Source organism: Pseudomonas sp. TE6288, assembly GCF_054062095.1.
In genome coordinates this window covers 80880-101799 of sequence record NZ_JBSSEW010000014.1, presented here as the reverse complement: position 1 = coordinate 101799, position 20920 = coordinate 80880, and the positions used below count along the sequence as shown (strand labels likewise).

The following is a 20920-nucleotide window of genomic DNA, read 5'->3' as shown; positions in this document are numbered from 1 at the left end:
CTTGCTCAAGGTGTGACGCTGATGCGTGAACTCTTTTCCAGGCGGCCTCAGCCCTATTACATCTATGTGTCGGAATACCGGCGCAGCTCTGCAGGCATTCGCGTTTTGCACATGCTCTGCGACGCGCTGAACCGTTCTGGCCAGGAGGCCTACATTGTCACTGTCCAAGGCCAGCCAGAATTGGTGACGCCCTTTCTCAGTGACGACATCAAGCGCCGCCATGAAGCGTTGGGGCTGGAGCCCATTGCCGTTTACCCAGAGGTCATCGACGGCAACCCCTTGAACGCCAATATCGTGGTGCGCTATCTGCTGAATCAGCCAGGGTTCATCAGAACCACCGCAGATTTCGGCGATAACGACATCTTTTATGCCTACACCCGTGACCTGGTGCAGCCAGGCATGCCGGCCGACCGCGTGATGTTCCTCCCGGCGTTCGATCTGAGCGTTTTCCGTCCCAGCGATGACCCCAGCAAGCGGGTTGCGGGCAAAGTTTGCTACTACCTGGGGCGTAGCCAGCAGGCCACGATCGATCCGTCACTGCTGCCGGCAGACGCTGTCGAGATCACGCCGCACTGGCCAGACAGCTGGGAGGCACTGAGCGATTTGTTCCAGCAGTGCGAGTACTTCTACTGCGGTGAGTCCTCGGGGCTGGCCGCCGAGGCTGTGCTGTGTGGTTGCCTGGCTGTGGTTCTGCCGAGCCGCTGGGCACCCAACAAGATTGCCCAGCACGAAAGCAAAAGCCATGGCGTAGCCTGGAGCCTTGAGCCGGATGAGCTCGAGCGGGCCAGAAGCACGATTGGCATGCTGCGTGAGCGCCTGTTGATGCAGCAGCGTGAGTTTTGGGAGGCTCTGGATCGCTTTATCGAAACGACCCAGGCAGCTGCGCGCATGCTACTGGCGACGGCCCCTGCGCGCTCGCTGCCTGCCTGGCTGCAGGGGCGCCACAGCATGGCGCAGCGACGTTTGGCATCGACCGATGCCAGCCTGCGCCCGGCAACGGCAACTCTCGACATACGGGTGCTCGCTGATGGCGCTGTTGGCTCTGCAGCATTGGCTCGTACGCTGCAAAGCCTGGAGGGCTGCCCGCTCGATACGCTTCAGGTGACGGTGCTTGCCCCCTCGCAGGTGGTGCCTGGCGTGGAGCATGTGTTCTGGGACGGCAACCAGACGGCCAGTGTAGTCAATGCCCTGGTGCAGCGGTCGACGGCGCGCTGGCAGTTGATCGTGCGGGCGGGGGTGGTCTTTAGTCATGATGCGTTGCTGGTCATCGGTCGTGAGCTGGCGGTGCTGCCCGATGAATGTGTGGCGCTGTATGCCGATGAGGTCAGTCGCGCCGCGGATGGCAGCCTTGGCGAGGTGCTGCGCCCCGATCTGAACCTTGACCTGTTGCTGGGAGACCCGGGCGGGCTCGGTGGGCACTGGTTGTTGCGCCAGGACGCGTTGCTGCAACTGGGCGGTTTCGATGGCGCTTATGGGCAAGCCTTCGAACTTGACTACCAGCTGCGCCTGATCGAGCATTTTGGCCTTGGTTGCGTTGCTCATGTGGCTACGCCCTTGCTGGTCAAGGATTTGGCGCAACGCCAGGCGTGCCCTCACGAGCAGGCCGCTATTGCTCGGCATCTCAACGCCCGTGGCTATGATCTGGGGAAGGTGACGACCCTGCCTTCAGGGCGCTACCGCATCGCCTATGGCCAGGCCTCGCAGGCCTCGGTAAGCATTCTCATACCGCTGCGAGGAACATTGACGCAGTTCCAACGTTGCATCACTTCGCTGCTGGAACGCACTCGCCATGAAGTGCTGGAGGTGCTGCTGATTGCACCTACCGACCTCGACGAAGAGGTTCACGCCTGGCTCGCGGCCGTTGAACAGATTGCAGGTGGGCTATTGCGTGTCCTGTCGTTCAAGGCGGGTCTGCCCTGGGTGTACCTGTGCAACCAGGCTGCCCAGCAGGCCAGCGGTGAGTATCTGGTCTGGCTGGAAGGCGCCACGACGGAACTTGGGCAGGACTGGTTAGGCCTGCTTCTGGAGCACGCCCGGCGCCCGGAAGTAGGGGCGGTGGGCGGCAAGCTGCTGACACCGGCAGGCGACATTTTCAGTGCGGGCATGGTGCTGGGGCTAGAGGGGGTGGCGGGGGCCGCGTTCGAGGGGCTTGGGCATCAGGACGCTGGCTACATGCATCGTCTGGAGCTTGCGCATTGCGTTTCGGCGCTGAGTCACCACTGCCTGGCGCTGCGTCGCGATCTGTTTCTTCAGGCGGGCGGTTTCGACGAGGACCCCTTGTTCGATCGTTGGGTCGCTGTCGACCTGTGCCTGAAACTTCAGCAAGCGGGCTACCTGAACATCTGCACGCCTTGGGTCCAGTTGATTGTCGACCCGCCGCAAGTCGATGCGCCAAGCGACGATGAAGAGCTGGCCATGTACCGGCGCTGGCTGCCCGCGTTGGCAAGCGACCCTGCCTACAACTGCAACTTCTCGCTCAAAGGCAAGGGCGGCTTTTCTGCACGCAAAAGGCCCTTGATCCGTGAGTTGAATGTCCAGGGCACTTCCCAGGCCAAGGTCATCGTTTACCCGGATGGGGTGCGTCCGATATCCGCACTGCGTGGTCTGCACCCGTTCGATAGCTTGCGCGCCAGCGGGGCTGTCGATGGCATGGTGGCGTTGGAGCCGTTGTCGGTTGTCGAGCTTGAACGGGTCAACCCGGATGTGATCGTCATGCAGCAGCATCTGAGCGAGGCGCGCTTGGCTGCAATGGCACGGATGCGAACCTTTTCGAATGCCTTCAAAGTGTTCGACCTGGGTGAATGGCTGGCGCCGCCCCTGCGCGACAGCCGCCTGATGCGAGCCAAGGATATGCCCGACCACTTGCGCCGCGGGCTGGCACAGGTTGATCGGTTCATTGTCGCCACGCCTGCGATGGCCGAACTGTACATGGGGCTGCATGCTGACCTGCAGGTACTGCCGACGCGCCTGCCGGCGCACCTTTGGCGCGGGCTTTCCAGCCGGCGTAAGGTTTCGCCGCGACCGAGGGTCGGGTGGATTGCAGATGCTGCTGGCGATGCCGATCTCGCGTCTGTACTGGATGTGATCAAGCAGTTGGCCGATGAAGTGGACTGGGTGTTCTACGGCCATTGCCCGGAAGAGCTGCGCGGTTGCATCCGGCAGTTCCAGCCCGTGGTGGTGGAGGCGGCGTTCCCGGCGCTGCTCGCCGGGCTCGACCTCGACTTGGCGCTGTTGCCTCGCGAAGCGTCCCTGATCAACGACTGCAGGGACGATGTGCGCCTGTTGCAGCTGGGCGCCTGCGGTGTGCCGGTGATCTGCAGCGACGTGCGCAGTTATCAGGAGTATGGCGCGTATCCGTTCAAGCGGGTGGCCAACACGGCACAGGCATGGCTGGATGCCATCAGGTTGCATCTGTCCGATCCAGACGCGTGTGCCATGCTGGGGGATGCCCTGCGTGAGGCGGTCATGGCAAACGGGCTTCTTGAGGGGCAGGCGCTGATGCAATGGCATGCTGCCTGGCAGCCTGACTGACGACTGAAAAGGGGCGCGGCGTTGCCGTGCCCGGCCGTTTGGTCGTATAACCGTGACTTGGCAGTCGAAACGCGCATCTTTAGTCTATCGAGTCAGGACAGCCACGTCTGAAGGGCTTGCAAGGCCTGTCCCGCAATATCCGCCATGTCTACCGGGAAGCCACAATGATTGGCATTAAAAGCATCGCCAGTTACGTACCTGTGGAGGGTGTCGACAACTACGCCCAAGGTGCGAAATTCGGCAAGGATCAAGAATTCATTTTCGGCAAGATCGGCTCGACCTTCTTGCCGCGCAAGGCCGATACCCAGGAAACCTCCGACCTGTGTGTCGAGGCCGCCAGAAATCTGTTCGCCGCCAACCCGGCGCTGGACCCAGCGTCCATCGACATCGTCATCGTCGTCACCCAGAACGGCGATGCCGAGGGGCTGCCGCACACCGCCGCTATTGTCCAGCACAAGCTTGGGCTGCCGACCGCCATCGCGGCGTTCGACGTTTCGCTGGGCTGCTCGGGCTATGTCTACGGGCTGTATGCAATGAAGGGGTTCATGGAAGCTGCAGGTCTGAAGAACGGCTTGCTGCTGACCGCCGACCCCTATTCGAAGATCGTCGACCCCGAGGACCGCAACACCACCATGCTGTTCGGCGACGCCGCCACGGCAACCTGGATGGCCGACGGGGCTGCCTGGCAGTTGGGCAAGTCGTTGTTTGGCAGCGACGGTGCCGGTGCCGAGCACCTGCGTACTACGGATGGCAAGTTCTTCATGAATGGCCGTCAGGTCTACAACTTCGCACTGGTCAAGGTGCCGGCGCACTTGCAGCAGTTGCTTGAGGCTAGCGCGTTGAAGGCCGGGGATATAGACCTGTACTGTCTGCACCAAGGCAGTGCCGCCATTGTCGACGCGGTTTCCGCGCGTTTCTGCGAGGGCGCGTACAAGGAAAAATTCGTCAAGGACATGGTCGAGACTGGCAATACCGTTTCTTCGAGCATTCCACTGTTGCTGGAGAAACATGTACTTGGCTCGCAGCACAAGCGCGTGGCCCTGAGCGGATTTGGTGTGGGGCTGTCCTGGGGTTCGGCCATCATCGAACGCAATGCCTGACCTTCGGCGGGGATGAACAAGAAGCGCTGGCCAGACACGGCCGGCGCTTTTTTATTTCTGATGTGCAATTCCTGGCGTCAAACCCTTGATTTCATTGGGGTGGCAGGATGCCAGTAAAAAATTTGAGAAATCGCCCTAAAGCAAACTGCCCTGACGACGATAAACATTACGAAGGTTCTCTAGGCCACCTACCCGGCGAATTGCCAAGGCCGGAAGCCGTAGTACCCAATCCAACGAGGAATTCGTCATGGCTTTGACTGTAAACACCAACACCACCTCTCTGGGCGTTCAGAAGAACCTGAACCGTGCTTCCGACGCACTCAGCACTTCGATGACCCGTCTGTCCTCCGGCCTGAAAATCAACAGCGCCAAAGACGACGCCGCCGGCCTGCAGATCGCTACCCGCATGACCTCGCAGATCCGCGGTCAGACCATGGCTATCAAGAACGCCAACGACGGTATCTCCATCGCCCAGACCGCTGAAGGCGCGATGCAAGAGCAGACCAACATGCTGCAGCGTATGCGCGAACTGGCCAACCAGGCGCGAAACGACTCCAACAGCACCCTGGACCGTGAAGCTCTGGACAAAGAGTTCCAGTCGATGCTGAAGGAAATCGACCGTATCTCCGCCAGCACCGAGCTGAACGGCAAGAAACTGCTGAACGGTACTTCCGGCGTCATGACCTTCCAGGTCGGCTCCAACACCGGTAGCGACAACCAGATCACCATCAGCCTGAGCTCGTCGATGAGCACTGGCACCGGTGGCGCTCTGAGCGGCCTGAACGGTAAAGCAATCACCGGTACCAGCGCCAACATCGAAGCCAACTTCACCGCTGCCATGAGCGCCATCGACGACGCTCTGCAGGCAATCAACACCTCGCGTGCTGACCTGGGTGCTGCCCAGAACCGTCTGACCAGCACCATCAACAACCTGCAAAACGTCAACGAGAACGCCGAAGCCGCTCGTGGCCGTGTACAGGACACCGACTTCGCTGCCGAAACTGCCCAGCTGACCAAGCAGCAGACCCTGCAGCAGGCTTCGACCTCGGTTCTGGCCCAGGCCAACCAGCTGCCATCGGCAGTACTGAAGCTGCTGGGCTAATCTGCCTGATAGCTGATGGCGGGGGAGTGCTCTCCAGGCGCTTCCCCGCCTTTTTCATTGTGAGGTGGTAGGCATGGACATGAGCGTCAAGCTGAACCTGTCTTACCCGGCCGCGCGGACGGCCGAGCAGGTTGCCGAAAAACCGGTTGCCCGGTCGGTGGATTTTTCCGCTGATGGCGAAAAAAAACAGGACCCGATCAAGGTGCATGACGCCGACAAGGTCAAGGGTGCTGTCTCGGAAATCGAGAAGTTTTTCAAGGAAACCCGACGCAACCTGGAGTTCGTCACAGACGAAGAGTCCGGTAAGATCGTGGTTAAAGTCATCGCCAGCGAAACCGGTGAGCTGATTCGACAACTACCCTCGGAAGAGGCGCTGCGAATTGCCCACAGCCTGAGCGATGTCAACAGTGTTTTGTTCGACGCCAAGGTCTGATCCGGCGGCGAATACAGTCTTGTGATTCAGTCGGCCTTGCAAGCGCAAGGCTGGCGCAATGAGCAGAGGAGCGACAGCATGGCAAGCCCGATTACTACGAGCACGGGAGCAGGCTACGGGCTCGATATCACCAATATCGTCAAGGTGTTGGTCAATGCCGACACGTCGGCCAAGGCCAACCAGATTGCCCGGCAGACCAGCAACAACTCGGCGATGATCTCGGGTATCGGCTCTCTGCGCAGTGCGTTGACTGCATTCCAGGACGCCATGAAGAAGCTCAACGACAAGGACGCTCCTTCGTTCAATGCATTCGCGGGCACGTCGGCCAATGAAAGCGTGGTCAAGATCAAGGCGGGCAACACCGCCGTGGCTGGCAGCTATGACGTGCGGGTCACCCAGTTGGCGACCGGCTCGAAGGTGGCCTCCGCGAAATTCGTGGGTGGCGCCGATACGCCCATACCTGCTGGCGAGATGACCATCAGCCAGAACGGCAAGGACTACAAGATCGACGTCCCTAATGGTGCCACGCTCAAAAGCGTGCGTGACCAGATCAACAAGGAGATCGGGGCCAAGGGTATCACCGCCAACATCATCAACGAAGCGGGTGGTTCGCGTCTGGTGTTCGGTTCCACCACGACAGGTGCAGGCAGCGATATTTCTGTAAGCGGCCTGGGGCTGGATATCGACGGCACCCAGAAGATGGTGGGTGATGGTGCGGGATACATCAATGGCCTGGCCCAGGATGCGAAGTTCTCTATTGATGGCTTGGAGCTGACAAGCTCGAAGAATACCGTTGATGACGCGGTCAGCGGCTTGAGCCTGGAACTTACCGGTGTCTCCGATCCGAAGGTCACCAGCGGCGTCAAGGTAACCGTGGCGCTGGATAATGAAGGCCTGAAAAAGTCGGTACAGTCGTTCGTCGATGCCTACAACACCCTGCAGAAAGCGGTGAGTGCGCTCACCACGCCTACCAAGGATGAAAATGGCAAGGTCACCAGTCTCGGCCCGCTGAGCAACGACCCGACGACCAAGGCGCTGCTGGGCGATCTGCGCAAGGTAATCGCAGACACTGCAGGCAACGGCAACCTGAACACGCTCAGCCAGCTGGGGATCAACACCCAGAAAGATGGCACCCTGGAGTTCAACAGCACCAAGTTCACCGCTGCCTTGAACGACAAGAAGCTTGGTGCAGAGATTCAGGGGCTGTTCACGGGTGACCAAGGCGTGTTTACGCGGATGAACAAGGCTATCGATCCGTACAATGCGTCGGGCGGTACGCTGGACAGCCGCAAGAACAACCTTGACCAGGCTGCCAAGAACCTCGCCAACCAGAAGGACGCGCTGGACAACCGTATCGAGTTGTTGACTGTATCGTTGACCAAGAAGTTCTCGGCGCTTGACGCAGCCTTGGCCAAGATGCAGAAGCAGGGTGAGCAGATCACCTCCATCTTCGAAGCGATGAACGCCCAGGCCAAGAAATCCTGATCGAATCGCGTGATGCAAGCCCGGCGACACCTTTGAGGTGCTCCGGGCTTTGCTGTTTTCTGGCTAAAGTTTTTTGACGTAACGGCGATACAGCAGGTATATGCACCTTTTCGCTGCAACGAGGTAGATCCATGAACCCGATGTTGGCCCTTCGGCAATACCAGAAAGTCAATGGCGCGGCACAGACTTCCGAAGCCAGCCCCCACCGTCTTGTGCAGATGCTCATGCAGGGTGGTCTCGACCGCCTGGCTCAGGCCAAGGGCGCCATTGCCCGCAAGGATGTCGCCCAGAAGGGCATTCTGCTCGGCAAGGCCATCGATATCATTGGCGGCCTGCGCGAAGGGCTGGACCTGGAAAACCATGGGCAGGAGCTGGCGGACCTGGACAACCTGTACACTTACATGAGCAGACGCCTGGTCGAGGCGAATGCCAAGAGTGATCCGCAGATCATCGACGAGGTTGCTCGCTTGCTGATCACGGTCAAGGAAGGCTGGGATGCTATCGGCGATCAGCAGCCGACGCCCTGAATCAGGAGGTTGTCATGAGTGAGGTAATCGAGCGTATCGATCAGACCCGCAAATTTCTGTTGGACGCCCTGGCCGCTCGTGATTGGGAGGCAGTGGGGGAGCTGGATCTGGAATGCCGTCTGTGTGTCGACGATGTGCTGGCCGAGGCACTGTCGAATGAGGACGAAGTGCGAGCGAGCCTGGAGGAGCTTCTGGTGGTCTACCGCCAGCTAATCGAAATTGCAAGTGGTGAGCGTCAATCAATAGTCGATGAGATGGCGCAGATCCGTCAGGCGAAAAACGCCACGAAGGTATACCATCTGTTCAGTTGACCACGGATGTTTTATCAAAACGGCGCGCCATAAATTTGACTGTGTGCCGTTTTTTGACTTTACTAGTGGCTGTTTTCCAAATTCAGACGTCCGAACACTGACCATTCAGTCGGAATGATGTCGTGCACGCCCAGCGGGCGCCGATATGACTAGGGAAGTTGCTATTGCATGTGGCGTGAAACCAAGATTCTCCTGATCGATGACGACAGCGAACGCCGCCGCGATCTGGCGGTGGTCCTGAATTTTCTCGGTGAAGAAAACCTCTCTTGCTCCAGCCAGGACTGGCAGCAGGTGGTCGAGGGTTTGTCTTCCAGCCGTGAAGTGCTGTGTGTTCTCATCGGTACCGTAAATGCCCCGGCCAGCGTACTGGGGCTCCTTAAGACAGTGGCCGGGTGGGATGAGTTCCTTCCGGTTCTGCTTCTGGGGGAAATTTCTTCTGCGGACTTCCCCGAGGACCTGCGCCGTCGTGTGCTGTCCAATCTCGAGATGCCGCCGAGCTACAGCCAGTTGCTCGATTCCCTGCACCGTGCCCAGGTTTACCGCGAGATGTACGACCAGGCCCGCGAGCGCGGTCGTCAGCGCGAGCCCAACCTGTTCCGCAGCCTGGTGGGTACCAGTCGTGCCATCCAGCATGTGCGGCAGATGATGCAGCAGGTCGCCGACACCGATGCCAGTGTGCTGATCCTCGGCGAGTCCGGCACCGGCAAGGAAGTGGTGGCGCGCAACCTGCACTACCACTCCAAGCGCCGCGAGGCACCGTTCGTGCCGGTCAACTGCGGGGCGATCCCGGCGGAGCTGCTCGAAAGCGAATTGTTCGGTCACGAGAAGGGCGCCTTCACCGGGGCGATCACCAGCCGTGCTGGGCGCTTCGAGCTGGCCAATGGTGGCACGTTGTTCCTCGACGAGATCGGCGACATGCCGCTGCCGATGCAGGTCAAGCTGCTGCGCGTACTGCAGGAGCGCACCTTCGAGCGGGTCGGCAGCAACAAGACCCAGAGCATCGACGTGCGCATCATCGCTGCGACGCACAAGAACCTCGAGACCATGATCGAGGATGGGACCTTCCGCGAAGATTTGTATTACCGGTTGAACGTGTTCCCTATCGAGATGGCGCCGTTGCGTGAGCGGGTGGAAGATATTCCGCTGCTGATGAACGAGTTGATCTCGCGCATGGAGCACGAGAAGCGTGGGTCGATCCGGTTCAACTCAGCGTCGATCATGTCGTTGTGCCGCCACGGCTGGCCGGGCAACGTCCGCGAGTTGGCCAACCTGGTGGAGCGCATGGCAATCATGCATCCGTATGGGGTGATCGGCGTGGCGGAGCTGCCGAAGAAATTCCGCTACGTCGATGATGAAGACGAGCAGTTGGTGGACAGCCTGCGCTCCGACCTGGAAGAGCGCGTGGCGATCAACGGCCATGCGCCGAATTTCGCCAACCACGCCATGCTGCCGCCGGAAGGCTTGGACCTCAAGGACTACCTCGGCAGCCTGGAGCAGGGCCTGATCCAGCAGGCACTGGATGATGCCAATGGCATCGTTGCGCGTGCTGCCGAGCGTCTGCGTATCCGTCGGACCACGCTGGTCGAGAAGATGCGCAAGTACGGCATGAGCCGGCAAGGTGGCGAAGACCAGGCCGACGAGTGACGTTTGCTCGCCCGGGGTCGCGATGCGGCCCCGGGCGTTGACGTCGATCAGCGTGCAATGCTGCCTGGTGTCATTGTCCCCATCTTCGGCACGGCTATTGCTACACCGCAGGCAACATACCGTTTTTATGACGGTCAGCCATGCGAGAGAGCACGATGCCCCAGGCCGCCCACCGTTCCCCAGCCCCCGATTCGCGAGGGCACACCCCGCTTGAGCAGGAGAGCCGGCAGGGTCTTGAGCAGGCGTTCGCCCTGTTCGATCAGGTCTCCAGCCAGTTGAGCCACTCGTACAGCATGCTTGAGTCGCGGGTCAGCGAGCTCAAGGGCGAGTTGGCAGTGGTCAGTGCGCAGCGCATGGCCGAGCTGGACGAGAAAGAGCGCCTGGCCAACCGTCTGCAGAATTTGCTCGATCTGCTGCCTGGCGGGGTGATCGTCATCGATGGTGAGGGCTGTGTGCGCGAGGCGAATCCGGCGGCTTGCGAGCTGCTGGGTGAACCTTTGACGGGGCTGCTGTGGCGCCAGGTGATTGCGCGCAGTTTCGCGCCGCGCGAGGACGACGGTCATGAGGTTTCCTTGCGTGACGGGCGTCGTTTGTCCATTGCCACCCGCTCTCTGGATGCCGAACCTGGGCAGTTGGTGCTGCTCAATGACCTGACCGAAACGCGTCGCCTTCAGGGTCAGTTGGCGCGACACGAGCGTCTGTCTTCGTTGGGGCGCATGGTTGCCTCCCTTGCGCATCAGATTCGCACGCCCTTGTCGGCCGCGATGCTCTATGCCAGCCACCTGGCGGACCCGGAGCAGGCGTTGGCCTGCGACACGCGCCTGCGTTTTGCCGGCAATCTCAAGGAGCGCCTGCACGAACTGGAGCATCAGGTTCGCGACATGCTGGTGTTCGCCCGTGGCGAGCTGCCACTCAATGATCGAGTCAGCCCCAAGGGGTTGTTCCAGGCCTTGCAGCAAGCCGCTCACTCCCATGTGCAGGGGCATGCGGTGCGCTGGCAATGCGATACCCATCTGGGAGAACTGCTGTGCAACCGCGATACGCTGGTGGGTGCATTGCTCAACCTGATCGAAAATGCCGTGCAGGCCGGTGGCGAGTCGGCGCGTTTGAAGATTCATCTGCTGCGCCGCGAAAACGCTGTGCACCTGTGTGTCAGCGATGCAGGCAGTGGTATCGATAGCCAGTTGTTGACTCGCTTGGGGGAGCCGTTTTTGACCACCAAGTCCACGGGTACCGGGCTGGGGGTGGCTGTGGTCCAGGCAGTGGTGCGGGCGCACCGCGGTACGCTGCGCCTGCGTTCCCGGGTGGGGCGCGGTACATGCGCCACCGTGGAGCTGCCATTGATCGGTGTTCAGGAGGAGGCGGGGCAATGACGATGAAGGTGCTGCTGGTCGAGGATGACCGAGTCCTGCGCCAGGCGCTGGCCGACACCCTGGAGATCGGCGGCCTCGCTCACCGTGCAGTTGGCAGTGCTGAGGAGGCGTTGCGGGCGGTCGCAGAGGAATCCTTTGCGCTGGTGGTCAGTGATGTGAACATGCCGGGCATGGATGGCCACGAGCTGCTGGCACAATTACGCCGTCACCACCCGCACTTGCCGGTGCTGCTGATGACGGCTCACGCGGCTGTGGAGCGTGCGGTGGAGGCCATGCGCCAGGGAGCGGTCGACTATCTGGTAAAACCATTCGAACCCAAGGCCTTGCTCGACCTGGTGGCACGCCATGCCGTGGGTGGCGGTGCCGTGGGTGACGAGGCGGGGCCTGTTGCCTGTGAGCCTGCCAGTCGGCAACTGCTGGAGCTGGCTGTAAGGGTTGCGCAAAGCGACTCGACGGTGTTGATTTCCGGTGAGTCCGGCACAGGCAAGGAAGTGCTGGCGCGTTTCATTCACCAACAGTCGCGCCGGGCCGGGCAGGCGTTCGTGGCGATCAACTGCGCCGCGATCCCTGACAACATGCTCGAAGCCACGCTTTTCGGCCATGAGAAGGGTGCCTTTACCGGGGCTATCGCCGCGCAGGCTGGCAAGTTCGAGCAGGCGGACGGCGGTACCTTGCTGCTCGATGAGATCTCTGAAATGCCGTTGGGGCTGCAGGCCAAGTTGCTGCGTGTGCTGCAGGAGCGTGAAGTGGAGCGGGTGGGCGGGCGCAAGCCGGTGGTGCTGGATATTCGCGTGCTCGCTACCACCAACCGCGATCTGGCGGAGGAGGTTGCGGCCGGGCGCTTCCGGGAGGACCTGTACTACCGCCTATCGGTATTCCCCATGGCTTGGCGTGCATTGCGTGATCGGCCGGCCGACATCGTGCCGCTCGCTGAGCGTTTGCTGGCACGTCATGTCAGCAAGATGCGCCACGCTCAGGTCAAGCTATCCGCTGAGGCGCGGGCCTGCCTGCAGGCTTATGCCTGGCCTGGCAACGTTCGCGAGCTGGATAATGCGCTGCAGCGGGCGTTGATCCTGCAGCAGGGCGGAGTGATCGAGGCGGCGGATTTTTGTCTGGCTGGCGCCATTCCATTGTCGGCATCCAAAGTGGCCACTATTGAGCCAGTATTTGCGGATTCTGCGGTTGAGCCTGGTGGCCTGGGTGATGACATGCGTCGCCACGAATACCAGATGATCATCGACACCTTGCGTGCCGAGCGCGGTCGTCGCAAGGAGGCGGCCGATCGTCTGGGGATCAGCCCTAGAACCTTGCGTTACAAGCTTGCGCAGATGCGTGACGCTGGGTTCGATGTCGAGGCTAGTCTGTTCGGCTGATACGTCCTTTTGAATGTTTTCTGAATGGCTGGCACTTCTCTTGCTAGCTCCATCACTATTCGCTGCATGAGTGTCAAAAAAAGTGCGGCCGCCGGAGAGAGAAGTCCATGACCCAAGGTGTTGAATTCAATCGTCTGATGTTGGACATGCGCGCCATGCAGGCCGATGCCATGTCCCTGCCCAAGGTTGGCGCCGCGCCTGAGCTCGCGCCCGGGCAGAGCAGCTTTGCCGATATGCTCGGCCAGGCCATTGGCAAGGTGAATGAGGTTCAGCAGGCATCCAGCCAATTGTCCAGCGCCTTCGAAATTGGCAAGAGCGGTGTTGACCTGACTGACGTGATGATCGCCTCGCAAAAGGCTTCCGTGTCGTTCCAGGCACTTACCCAGGTTCGTAACAAGCTGGTGCAAGCGTACCAGGACATCATGCAGATGCCGGTATAAGGGCGAGAGTGAGTCATGGCCGAAGCAGTCGTCGATAACGCCCCCGCCAAGAGTGGCCCCCCAGTAGCCAAGCCGCCGCTGTTCGGCATGTCGTTCCTGGAAAACATTTCGCAGATGCCCATGCTGCGTCAGGTCGGCCTGCTGGTCGGGCTGGCGGCAAGCGTGGCCATCGGCTTCGCCGTGGTGCTCTGGTCGCAGCAACCGGACTACCGCCCGCTCTATGGCAGCCTGGCGGGCATGGACACCAAGCAGGTGATCGATACCCTGGCCACCTCCGACATCCCGTATCGCGTGGAGCCCAACTCCGGCGCGCTGCTGGTCAAGGCCGACGATCTCTCCCGTGCGCGTCTGAAACTCGCTGCGGCCGGCGTGGCGCCGAGCGATGGCAATGTCGGCTTCGAATTGCTCGATAAAGAGCAAGGGCTGGGTACCAGCCAGTTCATGGAAGCTACCCGTTACCGTCGCAGCCTTGAAGGCGAGCTGGCGCGTACGGTATCGAGCTTGAACAACGTCAAGGCTGCCCGTGTGCACCTGGCGATCCCGAAAAGTTCGGTGTTCGTGCGCGACGAGCGCAAGCCCAGCGCCTCGGTACTGGTCGAGCTGTATCCGGGGCGCGCTCTGGAAGCTGGCCAGGTGATGGCGATTGTCAATCTGGTGGCGACCAGTGTGCCGGAGCTGGACAAGTCCCAGGTGACCGTAGTCGACCAGAAGGGCAACCTGCTCTCCGACCAGTTGCAAGACACGGCCCTGACCATGGCCGGCAAGCAATTCGACTACAGCCGTCGCATGGAAAGCATGCTCACTCAGCGTGTGCACAATATTCTGCAGCCAGTGCTGGGTAACGACCGCTACAAGGCAGAGGTGTCTACTGACGTCGACTTCAGTGCTGTCGAGTCCACCTCCGAACAGTTCAACCCCGACCAACCGGCGCTGCGCAGCGAGCAATCGGTCAATGAGCAGCGTGCCAGCAGCCAAGGGCCGCAGGGTGTGCCGGGGGCGTTGAGCAACCAGCCGCCGGCCGGCGCCTCTGCCCCCGAAAACGCTACCGCTGGCGCGACACCTGCCGGCGCGATCCAGCCGGGCCAGCCGCTGCTGGATGCCAATGGCCAACAGATCATGGACCCGGCGACTGGCCAGCCGATGCTGGCGCCATACCCGAGCGACAAGCGCCAGCAAAGCACCAAGAACTTCGAACTGGACCGTTCCATCAGCCACACCCGCCAGCAGCAAGGTCGCCTGACCCGCCTGTCGGTAGCCGTGGTGGTGGACGACCAGGTCAAGCTCGATGCCGCTACCGGCGAAGCCACCCGCACCCCGTGGGGCGCCGAGGACCTGGCGCGCTTCACCCGCCTGGTACAGGACGCGGTGGGCTTCGATGCCAGCCGTGGTGACAGTGTCACCGTGATCAACGTGCCGTTCGCCGCCGACCGTGGCGACGAGCTGGTCGATATTCCGTTCTACTCGCAGCCCTGGTTCTGGGACATCGTCAAGCAGGTGCTGGGCGTGTTGTTCATCCTGGTGCTGGTGTTCGGCGTGCTGCGTCCGGTGCTCAACAACATCACAGGTGGCGGCAAGCAGGCGGCCACGGACAGCGACATGGAGCTGGGCGGCATGATCGGTCTGGATGGCGAACTGGCCAACGACCGCGTCAGCCTGGGTGGCCCGACAAGCATTCTGTTGCCGAGCCCGAGCGAGGGTTACGAGGCACAGCTCAACGCAATCAAGGGCCTGGTGGCCGAAGACCCGGGCCGGGTGGCCCAGGTCGTGAAAGAGTGGATCAACGCCGATGAGTGACAATCGAGCCATTACCGCCAAGCTGAGCCGCGTCGACAAGGCGGCCATCCTCCTGCTCTCGCTTGGCGAGACCGATGCCGCGCAGGTCCTGCGCCACATGGGGCCCAAGGAAGTTCAGCGGGTCGGTGTGGCCATGGCGCAGATGGGCAACGTCCATCGCGAGCAGGTCGAGCAGGTGATGAGCGAGTTCGTCGAAATCGTCGGCGACCAGACCAGCCTGGGTGTCGGCTCCGACGGCTATATCCGCAAGATGCTCAACCAGGCCCTCGGCGAGGACAAGGCCAACGGCCTGATCGACCGCATCCTGCTCGGTGGCAACACCAGCGGCCTGGACAGCCTCAAGTGGATGGAGCCGCGTGCCGTGGCCGATGTCATCCGCTACGAGCACCCGCAGATCCAGGCCATTGTGGTCGCCTACCTCGACCCCGACCAGGCCGGCGAGGTGCTGAGCAACTTCGACCACAAGGTGCGCCTGGACATCGTCCTGCGCGTATCGTCGCTCAACACCGTGCAGCCGGCGGCACTCAAGGAGCTCAACCAGATCCTCGAGAAGCAGTTCTCCGGCAACTCCAATGCCGCGCGTACCACCCTGGGTGGCATCAAGCGCGCCGCCGATATCATGAACTTCCTCGACAGCTCTGTGGAAGGTGCGCTGATGGACTCGATCCGCGAGATCGACAGTGACCTGTCGGAGCAGATCGAAGACTTGATGTTCGTCTTCAACAACCTGGCCGACGTCGACGATCGCGGCATCCAGGCGCTGTTGCGCGAAGTGTCGTCGGACGTGCTGGTGGTGTCGCTCAAGGGCGCCGACGAGCGGGTCAAGGACAAGATCTTCAAGAACATGTCCAAGCGTGCGTCCGAGCTGCTGCGCGACGACCTGGAGGCCAAGGGGCCGGTACGGGTCAGCGACGTGGAAACGGCGCAGAAGGAAATCCTCACCATCGCCCGCCGCATGGCCGAGGCCGGCGAGATCGTGCTTGGCGGCAAGGGCGCCGAGGAAATGATTTAAGCGGCAGGTTTCAAGCTGCAAGCGACAAGAAACAGCGGGTCAAGCAAGGGCTGCCGTTTCTTGCTGCTTGAAGCGTGATGCTTGCAGCTAAAGAGGTTTTTGAGCATGTCCACCACCGAACACCCCAGCGATCTGATCCGTGCCCGCGACCTTGAGGGCGTGGATGTATGGTCGTTGCCTAGCTTCGATCCGGAGCCTGAACCACAGCCTGAGCCTGAGCCGACCGTCGTCGAGGAAGAAGTCGAAGAGGTGCCGCTGGAGGAAGTCCAGCCCCTTACCCTCGAAGAGCTTGAGGCCATTCGCCAGGAGGCCTACAACGAAGGTTTCGCCACGGGCGAGCGGGAAGGCTTCCACAGTACCCAGCTCAAGGTTCGTCAGGAGGCCGAAGTGGCGCTGGCCGCCAAACTTGCGAACCTGGAGCAGGTCATGAATCACCTGCTGGAGCCGATCGCCGAGCAAGATACGCAGATCGAAAAGGCGCTGGTGCTGCTGGTAGCGAACATTGCCCGCCAGGTCATCGGCCGCGAGCTGCGCGCAGATTCCAGCCAGATCACCCATGTGCTTCGCGAGGCACTGAAGCTGCTGCCAATGGGCGCTGACAACATCCGTATCCATCTCAACCCCCAGGACTTCGAGCTGGCCAAGACCCTGCGCGAGCGCCATGAGGAAGATTGGAAGCTGCTTGAGGACGAAGCCCTGCTGCCTGGCGGTTGCCGGATCGAAACCGCCCACAGCCGCATCGACGCGACCATGGAAACCCGTATCGAGAAGGCCGTGGCGCAGCTGTTCGACCAATCCCATGACCAGGCATTGCACCCCGCGGCGCCAGATATTCAGGTCGAACTCGATGAGCCTGCAGGTGAAGCCGATGCGCCTTGAACGCACCAGTTTCGGCAAGCGCCTTGAAGGCTACGCCGATGCGGTGAGGCTGCCTGAGCAGCCAATCGTCGAGGGCCGCCTGCTGCGTATGGTCGGCCTCACGCTTGAGGCCGAAGGCCTGCGGGCAGCAGTGGGTAGCCGCTGCCTGGTGATCAACGACGACAGCTATCACCCTGTGCAGGTCGAGGCCGAAGTCATGGGCTTTGCCGGTGGCAAGGTGTTCCTGATGCCGGTCGGCAGCATTGTCGGGCTGGCGCCCGGTGCCCGCGTGGTGCCGCTGGATGACAGCGGCCGCTTGCCGATGGGCATGAGCATGCTCGGGCGGGTGCTCGATGGCGCCGGCCGTGCGCTGGATGGCAAGGGCGGCATGAAGGCCGAGGATTGGGTGCCGATGGATGGCCCGGTCATCAACCCTCTGAACCGTGACCCGATCAGCCAGCCATTGGACGTGGGCATTCGCAGCATCAATGGCCTGCTTACCGTGGGTCGCGGCCAGCGTCTGGGGCTGTTCGCCGGTACTGGTGTGGGCAAGTCGGTGCTGCTGGGCATGATGACGCGCTTTACCGAGGCCGAAATCATCGTGGTGGGGCTGATCGGCGAACGGGGCCGCGAGGTGAAGGAGTTCATCGAGCACATTCTTGGTGAAGAGGGGCTCAAGCGTTCGGTGGTGGTGGCCTCGCCTGCGGATGATGCCCCGCTGATGCGCCTGCGGGCAGCCATGTATTGCACGCGAATCGCCGAATATTTCCGTGACAAGGGCAAGAACGTCCTGCTGTTGATGGACTCGTTGACCCGTTTCGCCCAGGCCCAGCGTGAGATCGCCCTGGCAATCGGCGAGCCGCCGGCCACGCGTGGGTATCCGCCGTCGGTGTTCGCCAAGTTGCCCAAGCTGGTGGAGCGTGCCGGTAATGGCGAGCCGGGCGGTGGCTCGATCACCGCGTTCTATACCGTGCTCTCCGAGGGCGACGATCAGCAGGACCCGATCGCAGACTCGGCGCGGGGCGTGCTCGACGGACACTTTGTGTTGTCCCGGCGCCTGGCCGAAGAGGGGCACTACCCGGCCATCGATATCGAAGCCTCGATCAGCCGGGTGATGCCTCAGGTGGTAGACCCTGATCACTTGCGCCAGGCGCAGAAATTCAAGCAGTTGTGGTCGCGCCTTTCGCAAAGCCGCGACCTGATCAGCGTCGGTGCGTATGTGGCTGGCGGTGATCCGGAAACCGACCTGGCCATTGCCTTGCAGCCCAAACTGGTGGACTTCCTGCGCCAGGGTCTGGATGAAAACGTGGGCATGGCCCAGGGCCGCGAGCAGTTGGGCGCAATCTTTGCGCCGCCGGGGAACTGATAGGCCATGGCCCAGCCCAGCCGTGCCGCACGCCTGGCTCCCGTGGTGACCATGGCCGAGGAGGCCGAGCGCAAGGCCGCTCAGCGGGTTGGGCACTTTCAGCGAATGTTGACCGATGCGCAGGCCAAGCAGGCCGAGCTTGAAAGTTTCCGCGAGGCCTACCAGCAGCAGTGGATCAGTCGTGGCTCCAAGGGGGTCGACGGCAACTGGCTGGTCAATTACCAGCGTTTCCTCGGTCAGTTGGAAACGGCCATGACCCAGCAGCGCCAGAGCATGGCCTGGCACCAGAACAACCTCAACAACGCACGCAACGCCTGGCAGCAGACCTACGCACGGGTGGAGGGGTTGCGCAAGCTGGTGCAGCGCTACCTCGACGAGGCACGCAGGGCTGAAGACAAGCGCGAGCAGCGCCTGCTCGACGAGTTGTCCCAGCGCTTGCCGCGGCAGGGGCATCTGTAGGAAGGAGCTTGGCCGCCCGGCGCCAGCGCCTTGCACCAGCCCATGGTGCCTGCTAAACCTTCAGGAGTTGCATTCGCCATCACCGAAGGAATCGCTCGTATGGCAGTCGAAACTGATTTTTCACAGGACGGGAAAAAGCTGACGATCAAGGTCAAGGGTCGTTTCGATTTCGGCAAGCATCAGGAATTCCGGGATGCCTACGAGCGCCAGCGCCCGCGCCCGGATTCCGTGGTGGTCGACCTGAAGGAGGCCACTTATCTCGACAGCTCGGCGCTGGGCATGCTGTTGTTGCTGCGCGACCATGTCGGCGGTGAGGAGTCGGATATCCGCGTGGTCCATGCCAGCCCGGACGTGCGCAAGATCCTCGCCATCTCCAATTTCGAAAAACTGTTCGACATCAGTTGAGTGCCGTCATGCCCGCCGAGCAGGCGTTGACCGTGCTGGTGGCCGAAGACGGCGCCGCAGATCGCCTCTTGCTGGCGCAGATTGTCCGCCGCCAAGGGCATGAGGTGTTCACCGCCGAGAACGGTGAACAGGCCGTGGCGATGTTCACCGAGCGACGGCCGCAACTGGTTCTGCTCGACGCCTTGATGCCGGTGATGGACGGTTTTGAAGCTGCGCGGCGAATCAAGGCGTTGGCTGGCGAAGCCCTTGTGCCGATCATCTTCCTGACCTCACTCAACGAAGAGGAGGGCCTGGTACGCTGCCTGGAGGCCGGGGGCGACGACTTCATGGCCAAACCTTACAGCGCCGTCATTCTTGCAGCGAAAATCCGCGCCATGGACCGTTTGCGCCGATTGCACGCCACGGTGCTTGAACAGCGTGACCAGATCACCCGTCACCATCACCACTTGCTCAACGAGCAGCGCGTGGCCAAGGCGGTGTTCGACAAGATCGCCCATTCCGGCTGCCTGAAGGCGGCAAATATCCGTTACCTGCAATCGCCCTATGCACTGTTCAATGGCGACCTGCTGTTGGCAGCATTCACGCCGTCTGGCGACATGCATGTACTGCTGGGGGATTTTACCGGCCACGGTTTGCCGGCTGCAGTGGGGGCCATGCCGCTGGCGGAGGTGTTCTATGGCATGACCGCCAAGGGCTATGGCCTGGCCGAGACGCTGCGGGAAATGAACGCCAAGCTCAAGCGTATCCTGCCGGTGGACATGTTCTGCTGCGCGCTGTTGCTCAGCCTTAGTTTTCAGCGCGGTACGGTCGAGGTCTGGAATGGCGGGATGCCGGATGGCTATCATCTTTCTGCCGAAGGTGAGGTGCTGGGCATGCTGTGTTCCCATCATCTGCCATTGGGGGTACTGGCACCGGAGCAGTTCGACGATGCCACACAGGTGTTGCCACTGGCGGTCGGCGAGCGGTTGTTCCTGCTGTCCGATGGAGTGGTGGACACGGGGGATGCCCAGGAACGCTTGTTCGGGGTCGATCGCTTGCGCGATGTGCTGGCTGGCAACCGCAACCCCGATCTATTGTTCGATGAGGTGATGCAGGCTTTGGCAGGTTTCGGCGGGCAGTCGCGTGATGACATCAGTTTGTGCGATATCCGCATGTCTGCCCCCGATGAGTTGGTGGCACAACCAGTGGTGTACTCCGACAGTGGTAGTTCGAGCCCTCTGGACTGGTCGCTGCGGTTCGAATTGCGGGGGCAGAGCCTGCGCCGCTTCAACCCCGTGCCTTACCTGGTGCAACTGTTGCAGGAAATTCACGGACTCAGGCCTAGCAGCGGGCGCCTGCACAGCGTCCTGAGCGAGTTGTATTCCAATGCGCTGGAGCACGGCGTGCTGGCGATGGACTCCCGGCTCAAGCGCGACGCCCAGGGCTTTGCGCAGTATTATCGGCAGCGTGCCGAGCGCTTGATGCACGAGGTGGACGGGTTCGTGAGCATCGGGCTGCAGGTTGAACCGCGGGGTGCTGGCGGGCGTCTGATGATCGAGGTACGAGACAGTGGCGCAGGCTTCGACGTGGCGCGTGAGCTTGCCAGGGCGCCTGAGCAGCAAGCTTTCAGTGGACGAGGCATGGGTCTGGTACAGCGCCTGGCAGGTCAGGCCCGCTGGCTGGAGGGTGGTCGCCTTGCCCAGGTGGATTTTGAATGGTGAGCCTGCG

18 protein-coding genes are annotated in these 20920 nt (G+C 61.6%); all 18 read left to right on the top strand.

Features of this window, described 5'->3' with window-relative positions; translation table 11 throughout:
* Positions 1 to 21: 21 nt before the first annotated feature.
* The 18 genes from ACVWY1_RS16325 (at position 22) to ACVWY1_RS16240 (ending at position 20913) form a co-directional block, all read left to right on the top strand.
* Positions 22 to 3531: an O-antigen biosynthesis protein gene (locus ACVWY1_RS16325; RefSeq protein WP_277505246.1), complete on the top strand. Its 3510-nt coding sequence runs from the start codon at positions 22 to 24 to the stop codon at positions 3529 to 3531.
* Positions 3532 to 3695: 164 nt separating this feature from the next.
* Positions 3696 to 4631, top strand: coding sequence for a ketoacyl-ACP synthase III (locus tag ACVWY1_RS16320; RefSeq protein ID WP_102685156.1), 936 nt, complete (start codon positions 3696 to 3698; stop codon positions 4629 to 4631).
* A 247-nt stretch (positions 4632 to 4878) separates the two neighbouring features.
* Positions 4879 to 5733, top strand: coding sequence for a flagellin domain-containing protein (locus ACVWY1_RS16315; RefSeq protein ID WP_046854666.1), 855 nt, complete (start codon positions 4879 to 4881; stop codon positions 5731 to 5733).
* Positions 5734 to 5806: 73 nt separating this feature from the next.
* Positions 5807 to 6166 (top strand): flagellar protein FlaG, encoded by a 360-nt coding sequence (locus tag ACVWY1_RS16310; protein WP_102685155.1) that lies wholly within the window; start codon positions 5807 to 5809, stop codon positions 6164 to 6166.
* Positions 6167 to 6244: 78 nt separating this feature from the next.
* A complete protein-coding gene (fliD, locus tag ACVWY1_RS16305) occupies positions 6245 to 7651 on the top strand; it encodes a flagellar filament capping protein FliD (protein WP_277505635.1) in 1407 nt (468 codons plus the stop codon).
* Between the two features lie 131 nt (positions 7652 to 7782).
* The gene (gene fliS, locus ACVWY1_RS16300) at positions 7783 to 8178 is read left to right on the top strand and encodes a flagellar export chaperone FliS (protein ID WP_046854669.1); all 396 of its coding nucleotides are present in this window, start codon (positions 7783 to 7785) and stop codon (positions 8176 to 8178) included.
* Between the two features lie 14 nt (positions 8179 to 8192).
* Positions 8193 to 8489: a flagellar protein FliT gene (locus ACVWY1_RS16295; RefSeq protein ID WP_046854670.1), complete on the top strand. Its 297-nt coding sequence runs from the start codon at positions 8193 to 8195 to the stop codon at positions 8487 to 8489.
* A gap of 168 nt (positions 8490 to 8657) precedes the next feature.
* Entirely contained in the window at positions 8658 to 10133 is a 1476-nt protein-coding gene (gene fleQ, locus ACVWY1_RS16290; protein WP_277505238.1) for a transcriptional regulator FleQ, read from the top strand.
* 155 nt (positions 10134 to 10288) lie between these two features.
* Positions 10289 to 11506: a sensor histidine kinase gene (locus ACVWY1_RS16285; protein ID WP_457378506.1), complete on the top strand. Its 1218-nt coding sequence runs from the start codon at positions 10289 to 10291 to the stop codon at positions 11504 to 11506.
* Positions 11503 to 12879 carry a sigma-54-dependent transcriptional regulator gene (locus ACVWY1_RS16280; RefSeq protein ID WP_277505234.1) on the top strand — a complete coding sequence of 459 codons (1377 nt, stop codon included), beginning with the start codon at positions 11503 to 11505 and terminating at the stop codon, positions 12877 to 12879. The genes ACVWY1_RS16285 and ACVWY1_RS16280 overlap by 4 nt, the downstream gene beginning before the upstream one ends.
* Positions 12880 to 12986: 107 nt before the next feature.
* A complete protein-coding gene (gene fliE / locus ACVWY1_RS16275; protein WP_046854674.1) occupies positions 12987 to 13319 on the top strand; it encodes a flagellar hook-basal body complex protein FliE in 333 nt (110 codons plus the stop codon).
* A gap of 15 nt (positions 13320 to 13334) precedes the next feature.
* Positions 13335 to 15113 carry a flagellar basal-body MS-ring/collar protein FliF gene (fliF, locus tag ACVWY1_RS16270; protein WP_277505231.1) on the top strand — a complete coding sequence of 593 codons (1779 nt, stop codon included), beginning with the start codon at positions 13335 to 13337 and terminating at the stop codon, positions 15111 to 15113.
* Positions 15106 to 16125, top strand: a complete 1020-nt coding sequence (gene fliG / locus ACVWY1_RS16265; protein WP_023631000.1) for a flagellar motor switch protein FliG — start codon at positions 15106 to 15108, stop codon at positions 16123 to 16125. Before fliF ends, fliG begins: the two co-directional genes overlap by 8 nt.
* A gap of 105 nt (positions 16126 to 16230) precedes the next feature.
* Positions 16231 to 17004 carry a flagellar assembly protein FliH gene (fliH, locus tag ACVWY1_RS16260; protein WP_457378505.1) on the top strand — a complete coding sequence of 258 codons (774 nt, stop codon included), beginning with the start codon at positions 16231 to 16233 and terminating at the stop codon, positions 17002 to 17004.
* Positions 16994 to 18349: a flagellar protein export ATPase FliI gene (gene fliI / locus ACVWY1_RS16255; protein WP_046857712.1), complete on the top strand. Its 1356-nt coding sequence runs from the start codon at positions 16994 to 16996 to the stop codon at positions 18347 to 18349. Before fliH ends, fliI begins: the two co-directional genes overlap by 11 nt.
* Before the next feature lie 6 nt (positions 18350 to 18355).
* Positions 18356 to 18808, top strand: coding sequence for a flagellar export protein FliJ (gene fliJ / locus ACVWY1_RS16250; protein WP_046854677.1), 453 nt, complete (start codon positions 18356 to 18358; stop codon positions 18806 to 18808).
* 99 nt (positions 18809 to 18907) lie between these two features.
* The gene (locus tag ACVWY1_RS16245) at positions 18908 to 19213 is read left to right on the top strand and encodes an STAS domain-containing protein (RefSeq protein ID WP_104445088.1); all 306 of its coding nucleotides are present in this window, start codon (positions 18908 to 18910) and stop codon (positions 19211 to 19213) included.
* Positions 19214 to 19221: 8 nt separating this feature from the next.
* Complete coding sequence (locus ACVWY1_RS16240) at positions 19222 to 20913, top strand: ATP-binding SpoIIE family protein phosphatase (protein ID WP_277505224.1); 1692 nt, start codon at positions 19222 to 19224, stop codon at positions 20911 to 20913.
* The last annotated feature ends 7 nt before the right edge of the window (positions 20914 to 20920 follow it).